23 protein-coding genes and 5 tRNA genes are annotated in these 25,261 nt (G+C 72.7%); 8 read left to right on the top strand and 20 right to left on the bottom strand.

What is annotated here, in order from left to right; translation table 11 throughout:
* Positions 1–111: 111 nt before the first annotated feature.
* The 4 genes from G7Z13_RS25115 to recG form a co-directional block, all read right to left on the bottom strand.
* Positions 112–1,185 carry a cell division initiation protein gene (locus G7Z13_RS25115; RefSeq protein ID WP_166002491.1) on the bottom strand — a complete coding sequence of 358 codons (1,074 nt, stop codon included), beginning with the start codon at positions 1,183–1,185 and terminating at the stop codon, positions 112–114.
* 99 nt (positions 1,186–1,284) lie between these two features.
* Positions 1,285–1,764, bottom strand: coding sequence for a pantetheine-phosphate adenylyltransferase (gene coaD / locus G7Z13_RS25110; RefSeq protein ID WP_240926530.1), 480 nt, complete (start codon positions 1,762–1,764; stop codon positions 1,285–1,287).
* 26 nt (positions 1,765–1,790) lie between these two features.
* Positions 1,791–2,378 (bottom strand): 16S rRNA (guanine(966)-N(2))-methyltransferase RsmD, encoded by a 588-nt coding sequence (gene rsmD / locus G7Z13_RS25105; RefSeq protein ID WP_166002489.1) that lies wholly within the window; start codon positions 2,376–2,378, stop codon positions 1,791–1,793.
* Positions 2,379–2,511: 133 nt separating this feature from the next.
* The gene (recG, locus tag G7Z13_RS25100) at positions 2,512–4,719 is read right to left on the bottom strand and encodes an ATP-dependent DNA helicase RecG (protein ID WP_166002488.1); all 2,208 of its coding nucleotides are present in this window, start codon (positions 4,717–4,719) and stop codon (positions 2,512–2,514) included.
* 192 nt (positions 4,720–4,911) lie between these two features.
* On the opposite strand from recG, the gene G7Z13_RS25095 reads away from it, so the two are divergent.
* Both G7Z13_RS25095 and G7Z13_RS25090 read left to right on the top strand, forming a co-directional pair.
* A complete protein-coding gene (locus G7Z13_RS25095) occupies positions 4,912–6,747 on the top strand; it encodes an HSP90 family protein (RefSeq protein WP_166002487.1) in 1,836 nt (611 codons plus the stop codon).
* Positions 6,747–9,995: a tetratricopeptide repeat protein gene (locus G7Z13_RS25090; RefSeq protein WP_166002486.1), complete on the top strand. Its 3,249-nt coding sequence runs from the start codon at positions 6,747–6,749 to the stop codon at positions 9,993–9,995. The genes G7Z13_RS25095 and G7Z13_RS25090 overlap by 1 nt, the downstream gene beginning before the upstream one ends.
* A gap of 102 nt (positions 9,996–10,097) precedes the next feature.
* On the opposite strand, the gene G7Z13_RS25085 is transcribed toward G7Z13_RS25090, so the two are convergent.
* Complete coding sequence (locus G7Z13_RS25085; protein WP_166002485.1) at positions 10,098–11,882, bottom strand: DAK2 domain-containing protein; 1,785 nt, start codon at positions 11,880–11,882, stop codon at positions 10,098–10,100.
* A 265-nt stretch (positions 11,883–12,147) separates the two neighbouring features.
* Here G7Z13_RS25085 and rpmB point away from each other — a divergent pair, with 265 nt between their 5' ends.
* Positions 12,148–12,333: a 50S ribosomal protein L28 gene (gene rpmB, locus G7Z13_RS25080; protein WP_003993230.1), complete on the top strand. Its 186-nt coding sequence runs from the start codon at positions 12,148–12,150 to the stop codon at positions 12,331–12,333.
* Positions 12,334–12,438: 105 nt separating this feature from the next.
* Here the strand turns inward: rpmB and thiD are convergent, their stop codons facing one another.
* Both thiD and G7Z13_RS25070 read right to left on the bottom strand, forming a co-directional pair.
* Complete coding sequence (thiD, locus tag G7Z13_RS25075; RefSeq protein ID WP_166002484.1) at positions 12,439–13,257, bottom strand: bifunctional hydroxymethylpyrimidine kinase/phosphomethylpyrimidine kinase; 819 nt, start codon at positions 13,255–13,257, stop codon at positions 12,439–12,441.
* Complete coding sequence (locus tag G7Z13_RS25070; protein WP_166002483.1) at positions 13,254–14,219, bottom strand: thiamine-phosphate kinase; 966 nt, start codon at positions 14,217–14,219, stop codon at positions 13,254–13,256. Before G7Z13_RS25070 ends, thiD begins: the two co-directional genes overlap by 4 nt.
* Before the next feature lie 227 nt (positions 14,220–14,446).
* Here G7Z13_RS25070 and G7Z13_RS25065 point away from each other — a divergent pair, with 227 nt between their 5' ends.
* Positions 14,447–14,680, top strand: a complete 234-nt coding sequence (locus G7Z13_RS25065; RefSeq protein ID WP_166002482.1) for an Lrp/AsnC ligand binding domain-containing protein — start codon at positions 14,447–14,449, stop codon at positions 14,678–14,680.
* Positions 14,681–14,700: 20 nt separating this feature from the next.
* A complete protein-coding gene (locus G7Z13_RS25060; protein ID WP_166002481.1) occupies positions 14,701–15,198 on the top strand; it encodes a DUF3515 domain-containing protein in 498 nt (165 codons plus the stop codon).
* 129 nt (positions 15,199–15,327) lie between these two features.
* On the opposite strand, the gene G7Z13_RS25055 is transcribed toward G7Z13_RS25060, so the two are convergent.
* From G7Z13_RS25055 to G7Z13_RS25045, 3 genes are all read right to left on the bottom strand, one after another.
* Entirely contained in the window at positions 15,328–16,488 is a 1,161-nt protein-coding gene (locus tag G7Z13_RS25055; RefSeq protein WP_166002480.1) for a D-alanine--D-alanine ligase family protein, read from the bottom strand.
* Positions 16,489–16,581: 93 nt separating this feature from the next.
* Positions 16,582–17,592, bottom strand: a complete 1,011-nt coding sequence (locus tag G7Z13_RS25050; RefSeq protein WP_166002479.1) for an NAD(P)H-dependent glycerol-3-phosphate dehydrogenase — start codon at positions 17,590–17,592, stop codon at positions 16,582–16,584.
* Complete coding sequence (locus G7Z13_RS25045) at positions 17,589–18,359, bottom strand: lysophospholipid acyltransferase family protein (RefSeq protein ID WP_166002478.1); 771 nt, start codon at positions 18,357–18,359, stop codon at positions 17,589–17,591. The genes G7Z13_RS25050 and G7Z13_RS25045 overlap by 4 nt, the downstream gene beginning before the upstream one ends.
* A gap of 154 nt (positions 18,360–18,513) precedes the next feature.
* Here G7Z13_RS25045 and cofC point away from each other — a divergent pair, with 154 nt between their 5' ends.
* Positions 18,514–19,152, top strand: coding sequence for a 2-phospho-L-lactate guanylyltransferase (gene cofC / locus G7Z13_RS25040; RefSeq protein WP_166002477.1), 639 nt, complete (start codon positions 18,514–18,516; stop codon positions 19,150–19,152).
* 9 nt (positions 19,153–19,161) lie between these two features.
* On the top strand, positions 19,162–19,365 hold the full coding sequence (locus tag G7Z13_RS25035; RefSeq protein ID WP_166002476.1) for a hypothetical protein: 204 nt from the start codon (positions 19,162–19,164) through the stop codon (positions 19,363–19,365).
* An 84-nt stretch (positions 19,366–19,449) separates the two neighbouring features.
* Here the strand turns inward: G7Z13_RS25035 and G7Z13_RS25030 are convergent, their stop codons facing one another.
* The 4 genes from G7Z13_RS25030 to leuC form a co-directional block, all read right to left on the bottom strand.
* Positions 19,450–20,127, bottom strand: a complete 678-nt coding sequence (locus G7Z13_RS25030) for an HU family DNA-binding protein (protein WP_166002475.1) — start codon at positions 20,125–20,127, stop codon at positions 19,450–19,452.
* 137 nt (positions 20,128–20,264) lie between these two features.
* Positions 20,265–20,495, bottom strand: coding sequence for a hypothetical protein (locus G7Z13_RS25025; RefSeq protein ID WP_166002474.1), 231 nt, complete (start codon positions 20,493–20,495; stop codon positions 20,265–20,267).
* A gap of 277 nt (positions 20,496–20,772) precedes the next feature.
* Complete coding sequence (leuD, locus tag G7Z13_RS25020) at positions 20,773–21,366, bottom strand: 3-isopropylmalate dehydratase small subunit (protein ID WP_166002473.1); 594 nt, start codon at positions 21,364–21,366, stop codon at positions 20,773–20,775.
* 6 nt (positions 21,367–21,372) lie between these two features.
* The gene (leuC, locus tag G7Z13_RS25015) at positions 21,373–22,803 is read right to left on the bottom strand and encodes a 3-isopropylmalate dehydratase large subunit (protein ID WP_166002472.1); all 1,431 of its coding nucleotides are present in this window, start codon (positions 22,801–22,803) and stop codon (positions 21,373–21,375) included.
* A 198-nt stretch (positions 22,804–23,001) separates the two neighbouring features.
* Here leuC and ndgR point away from each other — a divergent pair, with 198 nt between their 5' ends.
* Complete coding sequence (gene ndgR / locus G7Z13_RS25010; protein ID WP_026278050.1) at positions 23,002–23,718, top strand: IclR family transcriptional regulator NdgR; 717 nt, start codon at positions 23,002–23,004, stop codon at positions 23,716–23,718.
* Positions 23,719–23,874: 156 nt separating this feature from the next.
* Here the strand turns inward: ndgR and G7Z13_RS25005 are convergent.
* The 6 genes from G7Z13_RS25005 to G7Z13_RS24980 form a co-directional block, all read right to left on the bottom strand.
* Positions 23,875–23,947: transfer RNA gene (locus tag G7Z13_RS25005), tRNA-Glu, on the bottom strand.
* Positions 23,948–23,975: 28 nt separating this feature from the next.
* Positions 23,976–24,047, bottom strand: a tRNA-Gln gene (locus G7Z13_RS25000).
* A 20-nt stretch (positions 24,048–24,067) separates the two neighbouring features.
* Positions 24,068–24,140: transfer RNA gene (locus G7Z13_RS24995), tRNA-Glu, on the bottom strand.
* Positions 24,141–24,169: 29 nt separating this feature from the next.
* Positions 24,170–24,242, bottom strand: a tRNA-Glu gene (locus G7Z13_RS24990).
* Positions 24,243–24,283: 41 nt separating this feature from the next.
* Positions 24,284–24,355, bottom strand: a tRNA-Gln gene (locus G7Z13_RS24985).
* Between the two features lie 92 nt (positions 24,356–24,447).
* The gene (locus G7Z13_RS24980) at positions 24,448–25,179 is read right to left on the bottom strand and encodes an HAD family hydrolase (protein ID WP_166002471.1); all 732 of its coding nucleotides are present in this window, start codon (positions 25,177–25,179) and stop codon (positions 24,448–24,450) included.
* Between the last annotated feature and the right edge of the window lie 82 nt (positions 25,180–25,261).

The raw sequence follows: 25,261 nt of genomic DNA, 5'->3' as shown, positions 1-25,261 counted from the left end.
CGAGCTAGGGGGACGCCGCCCTTCGGTGTTCCCGGGCAGCGCTGATCGCATGGGTACGCGCGACCGAAGAGCCAGGATACTTGACCTTTCGCTCTCGGCCCAATCCGCGGGTCAGCCGTTGCCGCGGCCCTGCTCGTAGGCCCGCAGCTGCTCCGCGCTGATCATGCTGGTGTCGAAGAGGCTGGTCTCGTCCAGGGCGTAGCCCTGCGGGGCGTGCGGGGGCTGGGGCGGCTGGGCGGGCTGGGGCGGGACCGGCTGGGCGGCCTGCTGGGCGTAGGCGGCCTGCTGGGGGTCGTAGCCCTGGTAGGCGGCGTAGGGGTCGGCCTGCTGGTAGCCGTACGGGTCCTGCTGGGCGTACCCCTGCTGGTAGCCGCCGTAGGGGTCGGGCTGCGGGTCGGGCTGCTGCGAGTAGCCGTACGCCGGTTCCGGCTGCTGCTGGGGGCGCTGTTCGGCCTGGGCGTCCTGTTCCGCCAGGGCGGCGAGGTCGGCCAGGTAGTCGGCGTCGCTGGAGTGCTGGACGGTGCTGGTGTCGTCGGCGAGGGCGCCGAGGTCGTCGCTGGCGATGCGGCCGTGCAGCTTCTGCCGGCCGCGGCCGACGGCCTCCAGGGTCTTGGCCAGGACCGCCTCGAAGGCGCCCAGCTTGGCGTCCACGTACTGGTCGGCGGTACGGCGCAGGGTCTCCGGGTCCTGGCTGCGCTCGGGGGCGTCCTCGTCCTCGTAGCCCTGCTCGTCGAGGCCGGGGCCGGTGCCGAGCAGCCTCTCGCGGCCGCGGCCGACCGAGCCGAGGGTCTTGGTGAGGACGACCTCGAAGTTGGCGAGCTTGGAGTCGACGTAGTCGTCGGCCTCGGCGCGGATTTCCTCGGCCTCCTGGCGGGCCTCGGCGAGGATCCGGTCGGCCTCCGCCTGGGAGCGGCGGGCGACCTCGGTGTCGGAGATCAGCGAGCCGCGCTCGGCGTGCGCGTTCGCGATGATCCGCTCGGCCTCCTGGCGGGCCTGCTCGACCATCTGCTCCCGGTCGCCGATCAGCTCCTGGGCCCGGGCGAGCGAGTCGGGCAGCGCCGCGCGCAGTTCCTCCAGCATCGACAGCAGTTCGGCGCGGTTGATCACGCACGAGGCCGACATCGGCATCGACCGGGCACTGGAGACCGCCGCGACGATCTCGTCGAGCTTCTTCTGCACGTCCACCGTGTGCTCGCCACTCTCTACAGCTGTGTTGGAGACGGACGGGACGACTGTACGGCCACGGGGCGGCCGGCGGACACCGGGTGACGGGCCGTCAGCCCGTCAGCTTCGCCGCAGCCGCCTGGTGAGGGCGTCCAGGACCTCCGGCGGCACCAGGTGGGAGACGTCGCCGCCCCAGGCCGCGACCTCCTTGACCAGGGAGGACGACAGGAAGCTGTAGGTGGGGTTGGTGGGCACGAACAGGGTCTCGACGCCGGTCAGGCCGTTGTTCATCTGGGCCATCTGCAGCTCGTAGTCGAAGTCGCTGACCGCGCGGAGCCCCTTCACGATGGCGGGGATGTCGCGCTGCTTGCAGAAGTCGACGAGGAGGCCGTGGAAGGCCTCGACGCGGACGTTGGCGTACTCGGCGGTGACCTGGCGGATCAGGTCGATCCGCTCGTCGATCTCGAACAGGCCCTTCTTCGATTTGTTGATCATCACCGCGACGTAGACCTCGTCGTAGAGGCGGGAGGCGCGGGCAATGATGTCGAGGTGTCCGTTGGTGATCGGGTCGAACGACCCGGGACAGACGGCGCGGCGCACTTGAGATCCCTCGCTCTCCGGTCCGGTCATGGCGCGTCTTCGCACGTAGAGGCGGCGCGACCGTACCAAAACGTTCCCTCTCCGTAGCGACGGGCCCTCAGCGGCTCGAAGCCGTCCGGCCAGACGAACTCACCGCCTCTGGTGCTGCGCTCCACGGTGACGAGGGCGTCCTGCGCGAGCCACCCCTGTGAGCGGAGTGTGAGCAGAATCTCGCGAAGATCGTGATCTGTGACGCGGTACGGCGGGTCGAGGAAGACGAGGTCGTACGGCTGCTCGGGCGGGGCGGCGCGGATGATCTGTTCCGCTTTGCCCGCCCTGACCTCGGCGCCGGGCAGGCCGAGGCTGCGGACGTTCTCCCGGACGACGCGGACGGCCCGGGCGTCGGCCTCGACCAGCAGGGTGTGGCCCGCGCCGCGCGACAGGGCCTCCAGGCCGACGGCGCCGGAGCCGGCGTACAGGTCGAGGACCCGTTCGCCGTCCAGGGGGCCGCCGAGGAGGGACTGCCAGGTGGAGAACAGGCCCTCGCGCGCGCGGTCGGAGGTGGGGCGGGTTCCTGTCCCTGGCGGGACGGCCAGGCGGCGTCCGCCGGCCGCGCCGGCGATCACGCGGGTCATCTCGGGTCCTTGTCCGTGGGTGTCTTACCGGTTCAGTCTGGCAGGCGGGCGTCGGGAGTGGTTCACCGTCGTGGGCGGCTGCGGTCCGCCGGGGGCGATCGCGCGGTTCCCCGCGCCCCGTGCCCGGCCTCCCTCACCCCTTTTCCAGGTACTGCTCCCTCTCCTCGTCCAAAAGGGCGTCCAGGGCTGTGCGCAGGCCCGGCAGGGAGGTCAGGTCCGGGTCCGCGGCGACGATCTTCACGGCTTCCTCCCTGGCCTCGGCGATGATCTCCTCGTCCTCGATGACGGCGAGGACCTTGAGGCTGGTGCGGGCGCCGGACTGGGCCTGGCCGAGGACGTCGCCCTCGCGGCGCTGTTCGAGGTCGAGCCGGGAGAGCTCGAAGCCGTCGAGGGTCGAGGCGACCGCGTTCAGCCGCTGTCGGGCGGGGCTGGCCTCGGGCATCTCGGTGACCAGGAGGCACAGGCCGGGGGCCGAGCCGCGACCGACGCGGCCGCGCAGCTGGTGCAGCTGGGAGACGCCGAACCGGTCCGCGTCCATGATCACCATGACGGTGGCGTTGGGGACGTTGACGCCGACCTCGATGACGGTCGTGGCGACCAGGACATCGGTCTCGCCGGCGGCGAAGCGGCGCATCACCGCGTCCTTGTCGTCGGGGTGCATACGGCCGTGCAGCACCTCGACGCGCAGGCCCCGCAGGGGGCCCTTGGCGAGCTGGCCGGCGACCTCCAGGACGGCGAGCGGCGGCCGCTTCTCGGCCTCGTCCTCGGGGGACGGCTTCCTGGTGGCGCTCTTCGGGTCGGACTCCTCGTCGCCGATGCGCGGGCAGACCACGTACGCCTGATGGCCGTTCGCCACCTCCTCGCGGACGCGTTCCCAGGTGCGGGCGAGGAAGTGCGGCTTGTCGGCGGCGGGGACGACATGGCTGGCGATCGGGGACCGGCCGGCCGGGAGCTGGTCGAGCACCGAGGTCTCCAGGTCGCCGAAGACCGTCATCGCGACCGTGCGCGGGATGGGCGTGGCCGTCATGACGAGGAGGTGCGGGGGCTGCCTGCCCTTGCCGCGCAGGGCGTCGCGCTGCTCGACGCCGAAGCGGTGCTGTTCGTCCACGACGACCAGGCCCAGGTCGTGGAACTGCACCTTGTCCTCGATCAGCGCGTGCGTGCCGATGACGATCCCGGCCTCGCCGGTGACCAGGTCGAGCAGTGCCTGCCGGCGGGCGGCGGTGCCCATGGACCCGGTGAGCAGGACGACCTTGGTGCCCTGCTCGGCGCCCCCGAGCATCCCGCCCTCGGCCAGCTCCCCCATCATCTCCACGATCGACCGGTGGTGCTGCTGCGCGAGCACCTCGGTGGGCGCGAGCATCGCGGCCTGCCCGCCGGCGTCGACGACGGCGAGCATGGCGCGCAGGGCGACCAGTGTCTTTCCGGAGCCCACCTCGCCCTGGAGCAGGCGGTGCATCGGGTGTGCGGTGGCCAGATCGTCGAAGATCTCCTGGGAGACCCGGCGCTGGCCCTCGGTGAGGGTGAAGGGCAGGCGGGCGTCGAAGGCGGTCAGCAGGCCGTCCGGGGCGGGCCTGCGGGGGACGGCGGGGAGCTGGGCGTCCGCGTGGCGGCGGCGGGCCAGGGCGACCTGGAGGACGAAGGCCTCGTCCCACTTGAGGCGGTCGCGGGCGGCGGCGATGTCCGCCTTGGTGTGCGGGCGGTGGATCCTGAGGAGGGCTTCGGACAGGGGGAGCAGGCCGCGGCCCTCGCGGAGGGCGGGCGGCAGGGGGTCGACGGCCTCCTGGGCGCTGGGCAGGACCGTCTGGACGGCCTTGCCGATCTTCCAGGACTCCAGCTTGGCGGTGGCCGGGTAGATGGGGATCAGGGTGCCGGCCCAGGTCTCCACCGTCTCCTCGCTGTCGCCGCGCAGCAACTCGTACGCCGGATGGGCCAGTTGGAGGCGGCGGTTGAAGAGCGAGACCTTGCCCGCGAACATCGCGCGGGTGCCGGGCAGCAGTTCCTTCAGGGGCTTGTGCACGCCGTTGCCGAAGAAGACCAGCTGGAGCCGGCCGCTGCCGTCGGTGATGGTCACCTCCAGGCGCTGGCCCTTGCCGCGGGGCGCGCGGGTGGAGGCGAACGTGTGCAGCCGGGCGTCGGCGACCTGCGCGACGACCGTGACGTGCTCGTCCATGGGGAGGTCGGCGAGGTGGGTGAGCTGGCCCCGCTCCTCGTATCTGCGCGGGTAGTGGTGCAGGAGGTCGCCGACGGTGTGCAGGCCGAGATGCTCGGCCATCACCGTCGCGGTGGCGGGGCCGAGCACCTTCTTCAGGGGTTCGTCCAGTGCGGGCACGAGATCCATTGCACACCACACCACTGACAACGCGCTGGCGACGTCCGGGCGGCGTTGCCGTATCGGTCTGGGAAAGACCTGGTCAGACGCGTCGATCGGGCTCTAGGATGACGCGCTCCGGCCATCCCTCTTTGCGGTCACCGCCTCACCGGGACCGCCCGACCCCGCGCCGCAGCCCCTCCCCCCACCGGCGTTGTGACGATGGACTCCCAGACCTCACAGTCATCACAGGCATCCGAGGCACCCTCTTCGCCTCATACGTTCCAGGTCGACCTGCGTGGTCTGGTGGACCTGCTCTCCCATCACCTCTACTCCAGTCCCAAGGTCTACCTGCGGGAACTGCTCCAGAACGCGGTCGACGCGATCACCGCGCGGCGCGCCGAGCAGCCCGACGCCCCGGCCCGGGTGCGGCTCGTCGCGCAGGACGGCACGTTGCGGGTGGAGGACTCCGGGGTCGGGCTCACCGAGTCCGACGTGCACAGCCTGCTGGCGACGATCGGCCGCAGCTCCAAGCGGGCCGACGGGCTGCGGGAGGCGCGCGCGGACTTCCTCGGGCAGTTCGGCATCGGCCTGCTGGCCTGTTTCCTGGTCGCCGAGCGGATCCGGGTCGTCAGCCGCAGCGCCCGTACGCCGGACGCCCGACCGGTGGAGTGGACGGCATCCGACGACGGCTCGTACACCGTGCGCACCCTGCCGGACGAGGCCCGGCCCGAGCCGGGCACCACCGTGCACCTGACCGCGCGGGCCGGTGCCGCGGAGTGGCTGTCCGCGCGGCGGGTGCGGGAACTGGCCCGCGACTTCGGCGCGCTGCTGCCGTACGACGTACGGGTCGGCGAGGAGGCGGTCACCGACCTGCCCGCGCCCTGGGACCGGCCGTACCCCTCCCCCGCCGCCCGCCGGGTGGCGCTCGCGCGCCACTGCCATGAGCAGTTCGGGTTCACGCCGCTGGACTCCATCGACCTGGACGTGCCGCTGGCGGGCATACGCGGGGTCGCGTACGTCCTGCCCGCCGCGGTCAGCCCCGCCCAGCGCGCCCGGCACCGGGTGCACCTGAAGGGGATGCTGCTGACCGAGCGGGCCGAGCAGCTGCTGCCCGACTGGGCGTTCTTCGTGCGCTGTGTCCTCGACACCGACAGCCTGCGGCCCACCGCCTCGCGGGAGGCGCTGTACGAGGACGAGACCCTGGCCGCCGTACGGGAGGCGCTGGGCGAGCGGATCCGCTCCTGGCTGACCGGGCTCGCGGCGGGCGATCCGGAGCGGCTGACGGCGTTCCTGGCCGTGCACCACCTGGGCGTGAAGTCGCTCGCGCGGCACGACCGGGAGATGCTGCGGACGATGCTGCCGTGGCTGCCGTTCGAGACGACCGACGGGCAGCTGTCCCTGGAGGAGTTCGCACAGCGGCACCCGGTGGTGCACTACACGCGGACCGTGGAGGAGTTCCGGCAGGTCGCCCCGATCGCGTCCGCGCAGGGCATCGGCGTCGTCAACGGCGGTTACACGTACGACAGCGACCTGGTCGAGGCGCTGCCGGCGGTCCGTCCGGGGACGGTCGTCGCCGAGCTGGACGCGGAGACGGTGACCGCGCACCTGGACTCCGTCGACCCGGGTGAGGAGCTGGCCCTGGCCGACTTCCTGGCCGCCGCGCGGGCCGCCCTCGACCCGCTGGGCTGCGATGTCGTCCTGCGCTCCTTCCACCCGCTGTCCGTGCCCGCGCTGCATCTCGACGACCGCGCGGCGCGGCACGAGCAGGCCCGCGCGCAGGCCGAGGAGCAGGCCGACGAGCTGTGGGCGGGCATCCTCGGGTCGCTGCGCGGCGGCGCTCCGCGCGCGCGGCTGGTGCTGAACCATCTCAATCCGCTGATCCGGAGGATCAGTTCGCTGCCCGACCGGGAGCTGATCGGCACGGCCACGGAGTCCCTGTACGGCCAGGCCCTGCTGATGGCGCAGCGCCCGCTGCGGCCCGCCGACTCGGCGCTGCTGAACCGGGCCTTCATCGGCCTTCTGGAGTGGGCCACTCACCGCGAGGACGAGCACTGATGAGCGAGATCACGGACATCGACTCCCTGCGCCGGGAGCTGGCCGAGAACGCGGCCCGCCCGGAGGGCCCGGCCCGCAACGCGCGCGCCGAGCAGCTGCTGGCTGCGGCGGAGCGGCTGGACGTGCCACTCGCGGTGATCGAGGCCCTGAGGCACCAGCTGACGGTCTACAACTACAGCTCCGAGAAGGCGAAGATGTTCGTCCCGTTCGCGCGGCTGCTGCGCATGTGGGACGAGCGTCCGGAGGACTTCGACGAGGAGGAGACCCACTCGCTGCACTGGGTCTTCAAGTGGATGACGACCGGCATGCTCGACCAGCCGCACATCCCGCTGGCCTCGATCGAGAAGTGGCTCGCCGAGATGGAGCAGCGCTACCGGCTGGCCGGGCACTCGGAGCGGGCGGTGCGCGGCGCCGAGTTCCATGTCGCCGCGCACATCGGGGACGTGCCCCGCGCGGAGCGCGCCTACGCCGCGTGGCTGGCCGCCGACCGCGACGCCATGGCCGACTGCCACGCGTGCGAGCTGGACGGGCAGGGCTGGTGGCAGGCGGAGCGCGGCCGGGACGAGGAGGCGCTGCGGGTCTGGCGGCCCGTCCTGGACGGCGAGTTCGGCTGCGCCCACGAGCCGCACGCGGTGCTCGCGTCCTCGCTGCTGCCGCTGGTGCGACTGGGCCGGCTGGACGAGGCGCGCGCCCACCATCTGCGGGGTTTGCGGCTGGTGCGGCCCATGGAGAGCATGCGCGGCGCGTACGCGGAGCACGTGGAGTTCTGCGCGCTGACCGGCAACGAGGCGCGCGGTGTGGAGCTGCTGGCGGAGCGGCCGGCGTACTTCACGGACGACGGGCAGCCGCGCAGCCGGATGGAGTTCCTGAGCGTGGTGGCGCTGCTGATGGACCGGCTGACCGCGCGGGGCTTCGGGGACCGGCAGGTGCCGGGGCCGGCGGGGCGGGCGTGGACGGCACGCGAACTCGCCGTCCACGCGCGCGGGGAGGCGCTGGCGCTGGCGGCGCAATTCGACCAGCGCAACGGCACGTCGCACGTCAGTGAGCACATCCGCGCGCGCATGGCTCAGCCCGCGCTGCTGGACCGGCTCCCGCTGGGCGTACGCACCCCGCGCTCGGCGCCCACCTCCGCGTCCGCCGCCGCGGCCGCACAACCCTCCGTACCGCCCGGCCCGGACGGCACCGCATCGGGCCTCCTCTGCGCGGACGGCACCGCATCCGGCCTGCCCGGCCCGGACGGCACCGCATCGGGCGCGGGCCGGGCGCACGCCGGCGCGGACCCGGCGGGCAACGGTGGCAGCGGGGCGAACCTCGGCGGGGACGGGGCGAGCCCCGGCCGGGCCGGTACGGCCTCCGGCGCGGAACCCGGCATCGAGGCGCTGCTCGCCGAGGCCCGCCGCCTGTCGGACACGCTCCGGCCGAACGCCGTCGAGGCGTGGGCGGCCGTCGCGCGCGCCGCCGGGGCCGCGCCGGGCGTCGAGCTGGACGCGCGCGACCGCGCGGAGATCGCCGACCACGAGGCGATGGCCCTCGGCCCGGAGGGCGCCGCCCTCTTCGAGCGGGCCGCCGAGCTGTACGCCGAGGCGGGCGACCCCGGCGAGGCCCTGGCCGCCCGCGCGCGTGCCGCCTACGTCCGCGCGCTCGCCGGTGACGTGGACGCGGCCGTCGCCGCCGTCGCCGGCCTCTACGACCGGGTGCTCGCGCTCTACGCGGAGGACGCCACCGGCATACGCCAGACCGCGTCGGTCCTGATGGGCCGGGCGCGGATCCTGATGCGGCGGGTGTACGAGGCGCAGGAGCCGGCCGGTGACGGCGGCGCGCCCGGCGCGGACGACCCGGTCCTGACCGGGGCCGAGGCCGCCGTCCGGGAGGTGCTGGCGCTGGTGGACGGGCACACCGGCGGTGACGTACGGCTGGCCTCGCGGGCGGCGGAGGCGCGGGCGATGCTCGCGGAGCTGGCGCTGCGCTCCGGGGACCCGCACGCGGCGGCGGCGCTGTTCACGCGGGCCGCCGAGGAGTACGTGACCGCGGGGCTGCCGTGGTTCGCGGTGGAGTACGAGGCCCGGCTCGCCCAGATCGCCCACCAGCTGGGCGACATGGCGGAGGCGGAGCGGGCGCTGCGCGCGGCCCTGGAGCACGGCGGGGCGCAGTTGGAGCCCGTGGGGCGGGCGCAGCTGCGTCTGCAGCTCGCCGAGGTGGTCGGCGGGCGGGGGCGGGCCGAGGAGGCCGCGGAGCACGCCCTGGAGGCGGCGCACTGGGCCGACGAGGCGGGCGAGAGCCGCACCCTCGGTGCCTGGGCGCGTCAGCTGCTCGGCGGGTTCCTGCTGCGGCAGGGGCGGTGGGCCGAGGCCGCCGAGGTACTGGAGTCGGCGCTGCCCGACCTGAGCGCGCAGACGCACGGCGACGGGGCGGTGGTGCAGACGCTGTGGTGGCTCGGCGACTGCCTGAGCGAGCTGGAGGAGCACCAGGCGGCCGCCGAACGCCGCCTCCGGGCCGCGGAGATCGCCCGGCACTGGCCCGAGCAGCACGATCACGCGACGCTCGCCCACCTGGCCGCCGAGTCCCTGAGCCACGCGGGCCTGCCGGCCGCGGCGGACCAGGCGTACACGCGCGCGGGCGAGCTGTGGCGCACCCTGGGCAACGTCCACGGCCTGGTCCGCTCACTGCGGGCCCGCGCGTGGCTGGCCCTGCGCGCGGAGGACGGCACGGGGGGCGCGGACGGCTCGCACGGCGCGGACAGCTCGGGCGACACGGGACGCGCGGACGACACCGGGCGCGCGGACGGCTCGGACAGCGGGAGCCGTGCGGACGGCGCGCGGAAGCTGATGGCGGAGGCCCTGCGCGAGTGCGCGGCGGCGCTGGCCGCGGCGCCCGACGAGGAGGCGCGGCAGCGGCTCACCGCGGAACTGGGTCAGACCCACCGCCAGTTCGGCGACCTGCTGGCCCGCTCGTGCGCCGAGGACGCCGAGGACGGCTCGATCCAGGCCGCGTTCGAGGCGGCCCTGGACCAGATGACGGAGGCCGTCGCGGTCTTCGCCGCCCTCGGTGACGACGCCCTGCACAGCCGTACCGGCGCCGAGCTCGCGGCCGGCTGGCTGGAGGCCGACCTGGGCCGCCCGGCCGAGGCCGCGGCCCGCGCGCGTACGGTGCTGGCCGCGTACGCCGGACAGGACGACGAGGCGGCCCGCGCCCGGCGGGCCGAGGCGGAGCAGATGCTGCGCGTGGTGGGCGAACAGCGGCCCCACTGACCGGCCGGCACGCGGCCCGCGCACCCGCGCCGGCTCAGTGTCCGAAGGTCCGGTGTCCGAAGGCCCGGTGTCCGACCGCTCGGTGTCCGACCGCCCCCGCGCTCACTCCACCCCGATCAGCACGAGCGACCCCTGCCGCCCGCCCTGGTACACCACCGTGTCCACCGCGAGGTACGCCTCGCGGACGCGGGCCTCCAGCCGGTCGGCGACCGACTGCGGGACCTCGTCGCCGAGGACGATGGTGACCAGCTCGCCGCCGGCCGCGAGCATGCGGTCGAGGACGGTCCGGGCGGTGGCGGTGACGTCGGCGCCGATGACGGCCACGTCGCCGTCGATGAGCCCGAGGACATCGCCGGCCTGGCAGATGCCCGCGGTGGTCCAGGACTGCTCCAGGGCGACGGTGACCTCGGCGTAGCGGGTGGCGCCCGCCGCCGAGGTCATCGCGACGACGTCCTCGTCGAAGCGGCGCTCCGGCTCGTGGACCGCGAGGGCCGCGATGCCCTGGACGGCGGAGCGGGTGGGGATGAGGGCGACGCGGATGCCCTCCGCGCGGGCCTGCTCGGCCGCCGCGGCGGCGGTGTGGCGCAGGTCGGCGTCGTTGGGCAGCAGCACCACCTCGCGCGCGTGGGCCCGTCGTACGGCGTGCAGCAGTTCCCCGCTGGCGGGCGGCTCCCCGGGGCGGGCGAGCACGGTGGTCGCGCCGGCGTCGGCGTAGAGCCCGGCCAGGCCCTCGCCGGGCACGACGGCCACCACCGCGCGCTGGGTCCGCTGCACGGGCGGCCGCTCCCCGCGCGCGGTGTGCACGTCGCCCACGCCGAAGTGGGTGATGCGGATCCGGTACGGCCGTCCGGCCTCGACGCCCGCCTCCACGGCGGCCCCGGCATCGTCCACGTGCACATGCACGTTCCACAGCCCGTCGCCGCCGACCACGACGAGGGAGTCCCCGAGCGCGTCCAGCCGCCGCCGCAGCCGGGCCACGGCGGTGTCGTCGGCCTCCAGGAGGTAGATGACCTCGAAGGCGGGTCCGTCCTCCTCCGCCCCGTCCGCGCCCTCGGCACAGACCGGCACGGCTTCCGCACCACCCTCGGCACACACCGGCACCTCCCCCGCACCCTCCTCGGGAGGAAGCTGCACCGCCCCCGCACCGCCCTCCCCTCCTTCCGCGCCCCCCACGCGCGCGTGGACCCCGGACAGCGGGGCCGGCCCACCGCGCGGTGTCTCCCCCGTGAACGTCTCCACCAGCGCCCCGAGCACCGCGACGAGGCCCCGCCCGCCGGCGTCGACCACCCCGGCGCGCTCCAGCACGGGCAGTTGCCGCGGCGTCGCGGCGAGGGCGGTGCGCGCCCCGTCGTAGGCGGCCCGCGCGACGGCCCCGCAGTCCCCTCCGGTCTCCCCGGCCGCCTCGGCCGCGTCCGCCGCCGCCGCGGCGACCGTCAGCACCGTGCCCTCCACGGGGCGGGCGACGGCCTCGCGGGCGGAGTCGGCGGCGCGGCGCAGGGCGAGCCGCAGGCCGGGTCCGTCGGTGTGCGGGGTGTCGTCGGCGGCGGCGAGCACCTGGGCCATGCCGCGCAGCAGCTGGGCGAGGATGGTGCCGGAGTTCCCGCGGGCCCCGATGAGCGCGCCGTGCGCCATCGCGCGCACCGCCTCAGCCAGCGAGGGCGGCTCGGGCTGCCCGGCTCGGGCCTCGTGCCCGGCGAACACCGCCTCCACCGCGGCGGCGGCCGACTCCACCGTCAGATACAGGTTCGTGCCCGTGTCGCCGTCCGCCACCGGGTACACGTTGATCGCGTCGATCTCCTCGCGCGCCCGCCCGAGGGCCGTGAGCGCGAGACCGCACCAGGTGCGCACCGCGAGAGCATCGAAGAATGTCTGCGGCACCTGCGCCACCTGCGCCTCCCTGAGCTGCTGGACTGGACGCAGCGTAGACCCAGGGCCGGTGGCCGCCGGAAGAGGGCCGGGGCGGGCCCCGGAGCAGCCATGGTAGTTTCGTTCCACGGGTGCAGCCGTTGTATGCTGCTCCGGTTGCCCGATCCTGATCGGGCCATTCCCCCTGGCAGCGCCACTCAGATCGACTGCTCGAAGTGAGCCCAAGATCTCGATCCCGGCATGCCGGGATTAACCGTAAGTGCATCTGAAGTCTTTGGAGTGACCCGTGGCTGCCAACTGCGACGTCTGCGGCAAGGGGCCGGGCTTCGGCAACAACATCTCGCACTCGCACCGCCGTACGTCCCGCCGCTGGAACCCGAACATCCAGCGTGTGCGTACCGTGGTCGGCGGGACGCCGAAGCGCGTGAACGCTTGCACCTCGTGCATCAAGGCCGGCAAGGTCTCGCGCTGACGCTCAGCTGAGCGCGCGGCCACTGCCGGTTCGCTGCAAAAAGCCGGTCCACTCGGTGGACCGGCTTTTTGCTGTACCCGCGCGGGGCGGGCGCACCCCGGTGACCTACGCCTCGGAAGGCGCGTCCCCGCGCGCCCGCGAGAGGGCCCACCCGTGGTCCACCGGGCCGATCCCGCCGCCGAGGGCGAACCCGGCCGCGATGGCGCCGGTGACGTACTCCTTGGCCGCCGCGACCGCCTCCGGTACGGCCAGACCGCGCGCGAGGTGCGAGGCGATCGCCGAGGCCAGGGTGCAGCCGGTGCCGTGGGTGTGGCGGTTGTCGTGCCGGGGGGCGCGCAGCCAGTGTTCTTCGGAGCCGTCGGTGAGCAGGTCGACGGCCTCGCCGGACAGATGACCGCCCTTGATCACCACCCAGCGCGGCCCGTACGCGAGGACGGCCTCGGCGGCCTGCCGCAGCTGCCGTTCGCTTTTCACCCGGACGCCGGTGAGCTGGGCCACCTCGTCGAGGTTCGGGGTGGCGACGGTGGCGACCGGCAGCAGCCTGGTCCGGACGGACTCCAGCGCGGAGGCCGCCAGCAGCGCGTCGCCGTGCTTGGAGACGCCGACGGGGTCGACGACGGCCGGCGCGTCCGTCCCGGCGATCAGTTCGGCGACCGTCTCGACCAGTTCCGCCGAGGCGAGCATGCCGGTCTTGACCGCCTGGACGCCGATGTCGTCCACGACACTGCGGTACTGCGCCCGCACCGCCTCCACCGGAAGTTCCCACGCGCCCTGCACACCGAGCGAGTTCTGCGCGGTCACCGCGGTGAGCACGCTCATGCCGTGCACGCCGAGCGCGAGCATCGTCTTCAGGTCGGCCTGGACGCCGGCGCCGCCGCCGGAGTCCGAGCCGGCCACGGTCAGCACTCTGGGCGGCGCGTTCATGACTCCATGTCCCCGAAGTGGTCCCAGCCGCCCCTGCTGGTCCAGGGCGCCCCGTCCACCGTCACCTGCGGCAGCGCGGAGGGGTTCTGCACCTCGCCGATGACCTTCCAGCGGGCGGGCAGCTTCACGTCCGGCGGGAAGGTCGCCACGATCGCGTGGTCCTCTCCCCCGGTCAGCACCCACTGCAGCGGGTCCACGCCGACCGCCTGCCCGATGTCGTTCATCTGGGAGGGGATGTCGATCGCACCGGAGCGGATGTCGATCCGGACCTTGCTGGCCTCCGCGATGTGCCCCAGGTCGGCGATCAGCCCGTCACTGACGTCGCACATCGCGGTCGCGCCGAGCGCGGCGGCGGCCGGGCCCGCGTGGTACGGCGGCTCGGGGCGCCGGTGCGCCTCGACGAAGGCGCGCGGCGAGCGGAAGCCGCGGGAGAGCACCGCGTACCCGGCGGCGGACCAGCCCAGCCAGCCGGTCACCGCGACCAGGTCGCCGGGCTGGGCGCCGCCCCGGGTCACCGGCTCCTGGTTGCGCAGATCGCCGAGCGCGGTGATCGACACGGTGATGGTCTCGCCGCGTACGACGTCCCCGCCGACCACCGCGGCGCCCGCGACCTGGCATTCGTCGCGCAGGCCGTCCATCAGCTCGCTCGGCCAGGTCACCGGCAGTTCGGCGGGCACGACCAGGCCGAGCAGCAGCGCGGTCGGCACGGCACCCATGGCGGCGATGTCCGCAAGGTTCTGCGCGGCGGCCTTGCGGCCGACGTCGTACGCCGTGGACCAGTCGCGGCGGAAGTGCCGGCCCTCCACGAGGATGTCGGTGCTGGCCACGACCCTGCGGTCGGGTGCGGCGACCACCGCGGCGTCGTCGCCGGGGCCGACCCGCACCGCCGGGGTGGTGGTGAGACGGGAGGTGAGCTCCCTGATGAGCCCGAACTCCCCGAGCTCACCAACAGTGCCCTTCATTGCCCTTACGCCCCTTCTGTCCTCGTGCATGCCCGGTCGCGCGTCAACAGTGTCCTCGATACGGTCGAAGTGACCGTCGGCGCGGTCCCCCTCGGCGTCAACTTCCGTCATCCCGACCCCCCGGCACGCGGAGCCCGTCTCCCGCAGGTCTCCCCGCGGCGTGCGGCGACGCGATACCGTGGCGTTCCTTTTCCCCACATGATCCTCGTGGCCGCCCTGGAGGTTCCGTGGTACAGGCGTACATCCTGATCCAGACGGAGGTCGGCAAGGCGTCGACCGTCGCCGAGTCGATCAGCAAGATCCCTGGAGTCGTCCAGGCCGAGGACGTCACCGGACCGTACGACGTCATCGTGCGGGCGCAGGCCGACACGGTCGACGACCTCGGTCGCATGGTGGTCGCCAAGGTCCAGCAGGTGGAAGGCATCACGCGCACCCTGACCTGCCCGGTGGTCCATCTGTAGCCCCCGTCTACCCTTGGCCGGTGCACATCTTCCGTCACCGGCCGCTCGGCCTGTCCGCGCTCGCCCTGCTGATCACCGCCGCGGGCTGCTCCTCAGCAGACGACAGCGCGTCGGCGACGGTTCCCAGTCCGGACGCAGCGGTGACCGGGCTGTGCCGGAAGCTGGACGAGGCGCTGCCGCGGAAGGTGGCCGGTCTGAGCCGCGAGGACCCGATGCCGCGGTCCACGCTGACCGCGGGCTGGGGAAGCCCGGAGATCATACTGCGCTGCGGGGTGCCGCGGCCCCCGAAGATGCTCGACCCGAAGGTCGCGGAGGGACGGGACGCGGATGCCGTCCCGGGCGGGGTGAACGGGGTCGACTGGCTCCAGGAGAGGACGGACGGCGGGTTCCGTTTCACCACGGCGAACCGGAAGGCGTACGTCGAGGTGAGCGTGACCGGGGACGTGGACAGCTCGGCGGTGCTGATCGATCTGGCGCCAGCCGTGAAGTCGGCGATTCCGCAGGGGATCGCCGACTAGCGGCCGCGAGCCGGCCGGTTCGCCGGGCGCTGTTCTCTGCCGGGTCCTGTCCGGTACCGGATGCCGCCGAGTGCGGTGCGCGGCGGGGCCGTACGTCGCGTCGCTACGGCCCCGCGTCCCCGGCCGCCGTCAGCGCAGGCCGGTCGGCCTGCGCAGGGCCGCCTGGATCAGCCGGTCCACCAGCTCCGCGTAGCCGATGCCGCTCGCCTGCCACATCTGCGGGTACATCGAGATGGGCGTGAAGCCGGGCATCGTGTTGATCTCGTTGATGACGAACTCGCCGTCCTCGGTGAGGAAGAAGTCCGCGCGGACCAGGCCCTCGCAGGAGGCCGCGTCGAAGGCCCGCACGGCGAGCCGCTGGACCTCGGCGGTCTGCTCCTCGGTGAGCGGGGCCGGGACGATACCGGGCGTGGAGTCGATGTACTTGGCCTCGAAGTCGTAGTACGCGTGCGCGTCCGGCGGCGGGATCTCGGCGGGCACCGAGGCGCGCGGGCCGTCCTCGAACTCCAGGACGCCGCACTCGATCTCCCGGCCGCGCACCGCGGCCTCGACCAGGATCTTCGGGTCGTGCCGCTGCGCCTCCTCGATGGCCTCGTCGAGGCCGGAGAGGTCGTCGACCTTGGTGATGCCGATCGACGAGCCCGCCCGCGCGGGCTTCACGAACAGCGGCCAGCCGTGCTCGCCGGCGAAGTCGACGATCCGCCTGCGGGCGGCGGAGGCGTCCCGCTGCCACTCGCGCGGCCGGATCACCAGATACGGGCCCACCGCGAGCCCGAACGACTCGAACACCCGCTTCATGTACTCCTTGTCCTGGCCGACGGCCGAGGAGAGCACACCCGAGCCCACGTACGGCACACCGGACAGCTCCAGCAGCCCCTGCAGGGTGCCGTCCTCGCCGTACGGGCCGTGCAGCACCGGGAAGACCACGTCGACCTCACCCAGTGCCTTGGGCACGGACCCCGGCTCGGTGTAGACGACTTCGCGGTTGCCCGGGTCGACCGGGAGCACCACACCGCCCTCACCGGACTCGGCGAGGTCCTCGACGGTCGGCGTACGGCGGTCGGTGATCGCCATCCGCTCCGGCTCGTCGGCGGTGAGCGCCCAGCGCCCGTCGCGGGTGATGCCGATCGGCAGGACCTCGTACTTGGTCCGGTCGATGGCCTTCAGGACAGCGCCGGCGGTGACCACGGAGATCCCGTGTTCGGAGCTGCGGCCGCCGCACACCACGGCCACCCGCGGCTTGCGGGTCGGCTGCTGCTCGGGGCTCTGGGGGAGGTTCTCGGTGCTCATATCGCGATGAGAGTACCCGTTGGTAGAGCCCGGAGTCAGCGTGCACCCGCCAACGCGGCGCGGCGGTGTCGAGGGGGCAGCGCGGCCGTTCGCTCAGCGTCGCTCGGGCTTCGCGCTGCGCGACATCAGCTCCTTGAGGGCGACCACCGGCGGCTTGCCCTCGTGCACGATGCCGACCACCGTCTCGGTGATGGGCATGTCGACGCCGTGCCGGCGGCCGAGATCCAGCACGGACTGGCAGGACTTGACGCCCTCGGCGGTCTGCTTGGTGACCGCGATGGTCTCGTCCAGCGTCATGCCCTTGCCGAGGTTGGTGCCGAAGGTGTGGTTGCGGGACAGCGGCGAGGAGCAGGTCGCCACCAGGTCGCCGAGTCCGGCGAGCCCGGAGAAGGTCAGCGGGTCGGCGCCCATGGCCAGCCCGAGCCGGGTGGTCTCGGCGAGACCGCGGGTGATGAGCGAGCCCTTGGCGTTGTCGCCGAGGCCCATGCCGTCCGCGATGCCGACGGCGAGCCCGATGACGTTCTTCACCGCGCCGCCGAGTTCGCAGCCCGCGACGTCGGTGTTGGTGTACGGGCGGAAGTACGGCGTGTGGCAGGCGGCCTGGAGCCGCTGGGCGACGGCCTCGTCGGTGCAGGCGACCACGGAGGCGGCCGGCATCCGGGCGGCGATCTCGCGGGCCAGGTTGGGCCCGGTGACCACGGCGATCCGGTCCTGGCCGACCTTGGCGACGTCGTCGATGACCTCGCTCATCCGCATGGCGGTGCCGAGTTCGATGCCCTTCATCAGGGAGACCAGCACGGTGTCCGGGGCCAGCAGCGGCGTCCACTCGGAGAGGTTGGAGCGCAGCGTCTGGGACGGCACGGACAGCACCGTGAAACCGGCGCCGGCCGCGGCCTCGGCGGGGTCGGTGGTGGCCCGCAGGTTCTCCGGCAGCTCGACGCCGGGGAGGTAGTCGGGGTTGGACCGGGTCGAGTTGATCGCCTCGGCGACCTCCTCGCGGCGCGCCCACAGCACGACCTCGCAGCCCGCGTCGGCGAGCACCATGCCGAAGGCCGTGCCCCACGAACCGGCGCTGAAGACCGCCGCCTTGACCGGCTTGCTCACTTGCTCTGCCCTTCTGCCTGCTTGCCCCGCGTCTGCGCCTGGGTGCGTCGACGCTGCTCGATGCGCTCGCGCTTCGGGTCGTACGGGGTGTCGGGCGCCTTCTCGCCGCGGATCTCCTCCAGCTGGCGGGTGATCGCCGCCATGATGACCTCGGTCGCCTCCCTCAGGACGTCCGCGGTCATCTCCTTGTCGTAGAACCGGGACAGGTCCACGGGCGGGCCGGCGAGCACATGGCTGGTCTTGCGCGGGAACAGGTTCGGCTTCTTGGCGTACGGCGGGAGCAGTTCGTTGCAGCCCCACTGAGCGACCGGGATGACCGGGCACTTGGTGCGCAGGGCGACCCGCGCGGCACCGGTCTTGCCGGTCATGGGCCAGCCGTCCGGGTCGCGGGTGAGGGTGCCCTCGGGGTAGAAGGCGACGCACTCGCCGCGCTCGACGGCGTCGATGGCGGCCCGGAAGGCGCTGAGCGCGTCGGTGGACTCCCGGTAGACGGGGATCTGACCGGTGCCGCGCATCGCGGCGCCGACGAATCCCTTCTTGAAAAGCCCGCTCTTCGCCAGGAAACGCGGCACGCGTCCGGTGTTGTACTGGAAGTGCGCGTACGCGAAGGGGTCGACGTGGGAATTGTGGTTCACCACGGTGATAAATCCGCCCTCGGCCGGAATGTTCTCCATTCCTCGCCAGTCCCGCTTGAGCAGAACCACCAGCGGCGGTTTGCAGATCACCGCGGCGAAGCGGTACCAGAAGCCGATTCTGCGGCGGGGCACGCGGACACCTTCCTCTAGGGCTGCCACCAGGCCCGGGGGCCGCACAAGTGTCGCCCCGGGCCGTCGGTCTGTCGAGAACACCGTACGCCCCGAGGGCGGGGCCGCCAGATGCGCCGGGGGACAATGTCCGCGACAAGGAAGGGGCGCAGCGCTCGTGCAGTGGACCTTGGTGATCCCCCTGAAGCCCTTGGCGCGGGCGAAGAGCAGGCTCGCGGACACCGCGGCCGACGGGCTGCGCCCGGGTCTGGCCCTGGCGTTCGCACAGGACACGGTGGCCGCGGCGGCGGCCTGCCCGGTGGTGCGCGATGTGGCCGTCGTCACGGACGACGCCCTGGCGGGGCGGGAGCTGGCCGTGCTGGGCGCCCGGATCGTCCGGGACGAGCCGGGGGGCGGCCTGAACGCCGCACTGGCGCACGCGGCGGCGGCCGTGCGCGCGGCGCGCCCCGACAGCGCGGTGGCGGCCCTGAACGCCGATCTTCCCGCGCTGCGTCCGGCGGAATTGGCCCGGGTCCTGAATGCGGCGGCGCAATTTCCGCGCGCTTTTCTCCCGGATGCCGCGGAAATCGGGACGACGTTGCTGGCGGCCGGTCCCGGACGGGAATTGCGGCCGGCGTTCGGGGAGGATTCCCGGGCCCGTCACCGGGCGTCCGGGGCGGTGGAGCTGGATCTCGCGGGAGTGGATTCGGTGCGGCAGGACGTGGACACCGGCGCCGATCTGCGCACCGCCCTCGCCCTGGGCGTGGGTCCCCGGACGGCGGCGATGGCCGCGCGCCTGCTGATCCCCGGGCAGTAGGCTGCCGTCATGCAGGCGACCGCATACACGTACGACCCCGAGACGCGCAGCGGCCAGGTGCTGCTCGACGACGGCACGCCCGTCCCCTTCGACGCCGCCGCGTTCGACGCCGGCGGGCTGCGGCTGCTGCGGCCCGGCCAGCGGGTGCGGATCGAGACCGCGGGCGAGGGTGGCGCGCGGACGATCACGCTGGTGACCTTGCAGACCTTCTGACCAGCGGTTTCACCCCCGGACACGCCGCGGGCCGGACTCCCTGAGGAGTCCGGCCCGGCGCGTGAGTGCCCCTGGTGGCTGCCCTTACTTCTTGCGGGCGGTGGTCTTCTTGGCGGTGCTGCGCGCCGTCGACTTCTTGGCGGGGGCCTTCTTGGCCGTCGCCTTCTTCGCCGGGGCCTTCTTGGCCGTCGCCTTCTTGGCGGTGGTGGTCTTCGCGGCGGTGGTCTTGGCGGTCGCCGTGGTCTTCTTGGCCGGGGCCTTCTTCGCCGTGGTCTTCTTCGCGGCGGTGGCGGTGGTCTTCTTCGTCGCCGCCGCGGTCTTCTTGGCGGTGGTGGCGGTCGTCTTCTTCGCCGCCGTGGTCTTGGCCGCGCCCGCCGTCTTCTTGGCGGCGGCCTTCTTGCCGGTCGACTTGGCGATGGTGGGGGGCGGGCCGGACAGGCTGCCCTTGGGCGCCTTCTTGACGGCGATGTCACCCTTCGGCAGCTTCTTCGTGCCGCTGACCAGGTCCTTGAAGCCCTGACCAGCACGGAAACGGGGAACCGAGGTCTTCTTGACCCGAACCCGCTCGCCCGTCTGAGGGTTGCGGGCGTAACGCGCCGGACGCTCGACCTTCTCGAACGAACCGAAGCCGGTGACCGAGACCCGCTCACCCGCGACGACCGCGCGGACGATGGCGTCCAGTACGTGGTCGACGGCATCGGCGGCCTGCTGGCGGCCGCCCATCTTGTCGGCAATCGCTTCTACGAGCTGCGCCTTGTTCACGTCTTCCCCTTCGGAGACATCGCCAGAACGAAAGTGTTCAAGCTTTTTCGCACGTTAGGCAGATATATACCGCAAATCAAACACGAAACGGGCTAATCACCCTTGTGCCGCAACAGACTCGACGGTCCCGGATGCGCTCAGCCGTCCTCTTCGGGAAATCGCCCCTGGTCGAGGTCGGCCGTGAACCGCTCCAGACGCCTTGTCGCATCGGCGAGATCGTGCTTGGCCGCGGCCGTGATGACCAGCAGCTTCCGGGTCAGCGCCACCCGTACGCCCTCCGGGACTTGCAGTGCGCGCACCCTTGCGTGCGCTTCCTTGAGTCGGTCCGCGACTGCCGCATAGAGCTCGAGTTGGCCGTCGTGTTCCATGCACAGATTGTGCCATCTGGGGCGAGTTGTCGCCTGCTCGGGGTGCAACTGCCGCCTCAAACGGCCCTCCGGGCGGTCGCCGCCACCGCGCCGCCTTCGCTCGCCTACCCCGCCAATCACCGCTTTAACGTGGGAAGTTGAAGAGAGGACGGGCGGCGCCGGAGGTCGTGCGGACGCGAAAACGGCTGTACCCCCGATCGGGCCGATCGGGGGTACAGCCGGGGTGTTGGGGTGGCCGAAACTCGACCTTGCGGCGGGCCGGTGCGGCCCTCCGGGATCAGATCTTCAGCGTCTGCGGCTTGTAGGAGGGGCGCTTCGCCTCGTAGGCGGCGATGTCCTCCTCGTTGCGCAGGGTGATCGAGATGTCGTCCAGCCCGTTCAGCAGCCGCCAGCGGGAGTTCTCGTCCAGCTCGAAGGCGGCGGTGATGCCCTGCGCGCGCACCTCGCGGGCGACCAGGTCGACGGTGACCTCCGCCTCGGGGTCCGCCTCGGTCAGCTCCCAGAGCGCGTCCACGATCTTCTGTTCCAGGACCACCGTGAGCAGGCCGTTCTTCAGCGAGTTGCCGCGGAAGATGTCCGCGAAGCGCGAGGAGATGACGGCCTTGAAGCCGTAGTTCTGCAGCGCCCAGACCGCGTGCTCACGCGAGGAACCGGTGCCGAAGTCGGGGCCGGCGACCAGCACCGTGGCGCCCTGCCGCTCGGGCCGGTTGAGCACGAACTCCGGGTCCTTGCGCCAGGCCTCGAACAGCCCGTCCTCGAACCCGTCGCGCGTGACCTTCTTGAGCCAGTGGGCGGGGATGATCTGGTCGGTGTCGACATTGCTGCGGCGCAGCGGGACGGCCCGGCCGGTGTGCGTGGTGAATGCTTCCATGGCTGATCAGACTCCAGCGGGCGTACGGGTCTCGACGTCGGACAGGTCGGCCGGGGAGGCCAGGTGCCCCAGGACCGCGGTCGCGGCCGCCACCTGCGGCGACACCAGATGGGTACGGCCGCCCTTGCCCTGCCTGCCCTCGAAGTTGCGGTTGGAGGTGGACGCGGAGCGCTCGCCGGGGGCCAGCTGGTCCGGGTTCATGCCGAGGCACATCGAGCAGCCCGCGTGCCGCCATTCGGCGCCGGCCTCCTTGAAGACCACGTCCAGGCCCTCGGCGACGGCCTGCAGACCCACCCGCGCGGAGCCCGGCACGACCAGCATCCGTACCCCGTCGGCGATTTTGCGGCCGCGCAGGATGTCCGCGGCGGCGCGCAGGTCCTCGATGCGGCCGTTGGTGCAGGAACCTACGAAGACGGTGTCCACCTTGATCGAGCGCAGCGGCTGGCCGGCCTCCAATCCCATGTACTCCAGGGCCTTTTCGGCGGCCAGGCGCTCCGAAGCGTCCTCGTACGAAGCGGGGTCGGGGACGGCGGCGGAAAGCGGCGCGCCCTGGCCCGGGTTGGTGCCCCAGGTGACGAACGGAGACAGCGAGGCGGCGTCGATGACGACCTCGGCGTCGAACTCGGCGTCGTCGTCGGTCCGCAGCGTCTTCCAGTACGCGACGGCGGCGTCCCAGTCGGCGCCCTCGGGGGCGTGCGGGCGGCCCTTGAGGTAGGCGAAGGTGGTCTCGTCCGGGGCGATCATGCCCGCGCGGGCGCCGGCCTCGATCGACATGTTGCAGATGGTCATCCGGGCCTCCATCGAGAGCTTCTCGATGGCGGAGCCGCGGTACTCCAGGACGTAGCCCTGGCCGCCGCCGGTGCCGATCTTGGCGATGATCGCCAGGATCAGGTCCTTGGCGGTGACGCCCTCGGGCAGCTCGCCGTCGACCGTGATCGCCATGGTCTTCGGGCGGGCCATGGGCAGCGTCTGGGTGGCCAGCACGTGCTCGACCTGCGAGGTGCCGATGCCGAACGCCAGCGCGCCGAAGGCACCGTGCGTGGAGGTGTGGGAGTCGCCGCAGACGACGGTCATGCCGGGCTGGGTCAGACCCAGCTGGGGGCCGACGACGTGCACGACGCCCTGCTCGACGTCGCCCAGCGGGTGCAGCCGGACGCCGAACTCGGCGGCGTTCTTGCGCAGGGTCTCCAGCTGGGCGCGGGAGACCGGGTCGGCGACGGGCTTGTCGATGTCGAGGGTCGGGGTGTTGTGATCCTCGGTGGCGATGGTGAGGTCGAGGCGGCGCACCGTGCGCCCGCTCTTGCGGAGGCCGTCGAAGGCCTGCGGGCTGGTCACCTCGTGCAGCAGGTGCAGATCGATGTAGAGGAGGTCGGGCTCCCCCTCGGCGCGCCGGACGACATGGTCGTCCCAGACCTTCTCCGCGAGTGTCCTACCCATCGCTTTCCCTCCGGCCGGCAAAAGGTGCGCCGACCCAACTAGAGACCGTGAGGAGACGGCGCCCGCGCCCCTGGATACGGGCGTCCGCCGCCAGGCCCGTCATGTGTGCGGGCCGCTGTGCCTTCGTGACATCCAGGGTGGCGTGTTCCACGGAAAATTGAACTTGCGTTTCACAGAGTGAGACGCAAGTATCGTTGCATGGACAACAGTAGCGGCGTCGGCGTTCTGGACAAGGCGGCCCTCGTCCTGAGCGCTCTGGAGTCCGGTCCGGCCACCCTCGCGGGTCTGGTCGCGGCGACCGGACTGGCACGACCCACGGCCCACCGCCTGGCCGTGGCCCTTGAACACCACCGCATGGTGGCGCGTGACATGCAGGGCCGGTTCATCCTCGGCCCGCGCCTGGCGGAGCTGGCCGCGGCGGCCGGCGAGGACCGCCTGCTCGCGACGGCCGGCCCGGTGCTCACGCACCTGCGGGACGTCACGGGCGAGAGCGCGCAGCTCTACCGCCGCCAGGGCGACATGCGCATCTGCGTCGCCGCGGCGGAGCGGCTGTCCGGCCTGCGGGACACCGTCCCGGTGGGCTCGACGCTGACGATGAAGGCCGGCTCCTCGGCGCAGATCCTCATGGCCTGGGAGGAGCCGGAGCGGCTGCACCGGGGCCTGCAGGGCGCCCGCTTCACGGCGACGGCACTGTCGGGCGTACGGCGCCGCGGTTGGGCCCAGTCGATCGGCGAGCGGGAGCCGGGCGTCGCGTCCGTCTCCGCGCCCGTACGCGGCCCGTCGAACCGCGTGGTGGCGGCGGTGTCCGTCTCCGGCCCGATCGAGCGCCTGACCCGCCACCCGGGCCGTATGCACGCCCAGGCGGTCATCGACGCCGCGGCCCGCCTGTCGGAGGCCCTGCGCCGCTCGGGATGACCCTCGCGCCCCAGGGGGACCGGCCGGCCTCGACGCCGCGGCCGGCCGGTCCCCACCGCACGGTCGAAGTGCTGACGCGGTGCGCGCAGTTGATGGAAAGGGACGGCTCCGGGAACGCCGAAGGGCCCCCGCCGAAGCGGAGGCCCCTTGGACTCGTACCCCCGACCGGATTCGAACCGGCGCTACCGCCTTGAGAGGGCGGCGTGCTAGGCCGCTACACAACGGGGGCGTGGACTCTGCGTTTCCGCAGGTCCGAGCTGGTCTACCTGGACTCGAACCAAGACTAACTGAACCAGAATCAGTCGTGCTGCCAATTACACCATAGACCAATGTGGTTTAGACCAGTCAGTACCCCCGACCGGATTCGAACCGGCGCTACCGCCTTGAGAGGGCGGCGTGCTAGGCCGCTACACAACGGGGGCCCTAGCGATCATCTCGGAAGAGATCACCGTACCCCCGACCGGATTCGAACCGGCGCTACTGCCTTGAGAGGGCAGCGTGCTAGGCCGCTACACAACGGGGGCTCTGTGGATCAGATCCACGGGTGCGGATGAAGCTCCGCGAGCTGGCCTACCTGGACTCGAACCAAGACTAACTGAACCAGAATCAGTCGTGCTGCCAATTACACCATAGGCCACTGGAACGCAAGCCCCGTGCGGGGATTTTGTTCTAGCTTGCTCCTCCGGTTCCCGGCCTTTCGGCCCGCTCCCCGGCGGCGCAGGAAGAACATTACCCGAAGGTGGACGGGGCTCCAAAACGGGTATCCGCGCGGAGCAGCGCCGGGAGTTCGGCGAGGGACACGATCCGGTACGGACCGGGCGGAACCACCACGGTCGCGGAACCGCCGGCGCGGTCGATCCAGACCGACAGCAGCCCGGCCTCGGCGGCACCCCGCCCGTCGGTCTCCGGGTGGTCGCCGACGTACGCGACCTGGTGCGGAGGCAGTGACAGGGCCTCGCAGGCGGCGAGGAACGCCCTGGCCTGGGGTTTGGATACACCCAGCTCCGCGGCGCACAGGATCGTCTCGAAGCGGTGGTGGACGCCGAGCGCGCGCAGCTTGCGGTCCTGGACGGTGAGGCTGGAGTTGGACAGCACCGCGTGGCGGTGGCTCGCGGCGAGCGCGTCGAGGACCGGCAGGACGTCCGGGAAGAGGGCCCAGGCGGCCTCGTAGTGAGCGAGATAACGCTCGAACCAGGCGTCGGCCTCGGCGTCCGTCAGGGACTGCCCCAGGAACGTCCGCACCCGGTCGCGCCGCTGGTCCTGGAACGAGGTCTCCCCCGCCGCGAACCGGGCCCAGTGCAGCTCCGTGACGTCCTTCCAGTACGCGAGGGCCTCACCGGGCCCGTCGAAGCGGTCCAGCAGGCCCTCGGCCGCCAGGTGGGCCCGGATGCCCTCACGGTCCGCGGTCGAGTAGTCGAAGAGGGTGTCGTCCACGTCCCAGACCACGGCACGGATGCTCATGAGCCGACGGTAACGCGGCGGGCGGGGCCGCGGGGCGGAAAACGCAGGGCGGACGGGGCGGTCATGGTGATCGTCGTGCTGG

Source organism: Streptomyces sp. JB150 (assembly GCF_011193355.1).
In the GTDB taxonomy this organism is placed as follows: Bacteria; Actinomycetota; Actinomycetes; order Streptomycetales; family Streptomycetaceae; genus Streptomyces.
Note: the sequence above shows the minus strand (reverse complement) of the source record. Positions and strands in the feature narration are given on the sequence as shown.

What these genes read in the sequence shown, in the direction of transcription:
- rsmD (WP_166002489.1), bottom strand. Translation starts at nt 2,378, where the DNA reads ATGACCCGCGTGATCGCCGGCGCGGCCGGCGGACGCCGCCTGGCCGTC.
- recG (WP_166002488.1), bottom strand. Translation starts at nt 4,719, where the DNA reads ATGGATCTCGTGCCCGCACTGGACGAACCCCTGAAGAAGGTGCTCGGC.
- G7Z13_RS25095 (WP_166002487.1), top strand. Translation starts at nt 4,912, where the DNA reads ATGGACTCCCAGACCTCACAGTCATCACAGGCATCCGAGGCACCCTCT.
- G7Z13_RS25090 (WP_166002486.1), top strand. Translation starts at nt 6,747, where the DNA reads ATGAGCGAGATCACGGACATCGACTCCCTGCGCCGGGAGCTGGCCGAG.
- thiD (WP_166002484.1), bottom strand. Translation starts at nt 13,257, where the DNA reads ATGAACGCGCCGCCCAGAGTGCTGACCGTGGCCGGCTCGGACTCCGGC.
- G7Z13_RS25070 (WP_166002483.1), bottom strand. Translation starts at nt 14,219, where the DNA reads ATGAAGGGCACTGTTGGTGAGCTCGGGGAGTTCGGGCTCATCAGGGAG.
- G7Z13_RS25055 (WP_166002480.1), bottom strand. Translation starts at nt 16,488, where the DNA reads ATGAGCACCGAGAACCTCCCCCAGAGCCCCGAGCAGCAGCCGACCCGC.
- G7Z13_RS25035 (WP_166002476.1), top strand. Translation starts at nt 19,162, where the DNA reads ATGCAGGCGACCGCATACACGTACGACCCCGAGACGCGCAGCGGCCAG.
- G7Z13_RS25025 (WP_166002474.1), bottom strand. Translation starts at nt 20,495, where the DNA reads ATGGAACACGACGGCCAACTCGAGCTCTATGCGGCAGTCGCGGACCGA.
- leuD (WP_166002473.1), bottom strand. Translation starts at nt 21,366, where the DNA reads ATGGAAGCATTCACCACGCACACCGGCCGGGCCGTCCCGCTGCGCCGC.
- leuC (WP_166002472.1), bottom strand. Translation starts at nt 22,803, where the DNA reads ATGGGTAGGACACTCGCGGAGAAGGTCTGGGACGACCATGTCGTCCGG.
- ndgR (WP_026278050.1), top strand. Translation starts at nt 23,002, where the DNA reads ATGGACAACAGTAGCGGCGTCGGCGTTCTGGACAAGGCGGCCCTCGTC.
- G7Z13_RS24980 (WP_166002471.1), bottom strand. Translation starts at nt 25,179, where the DNA reads ATGAGCATCCGTGCCGTGGTCTGGGACGTGGACGACACCCTCTTCGAC.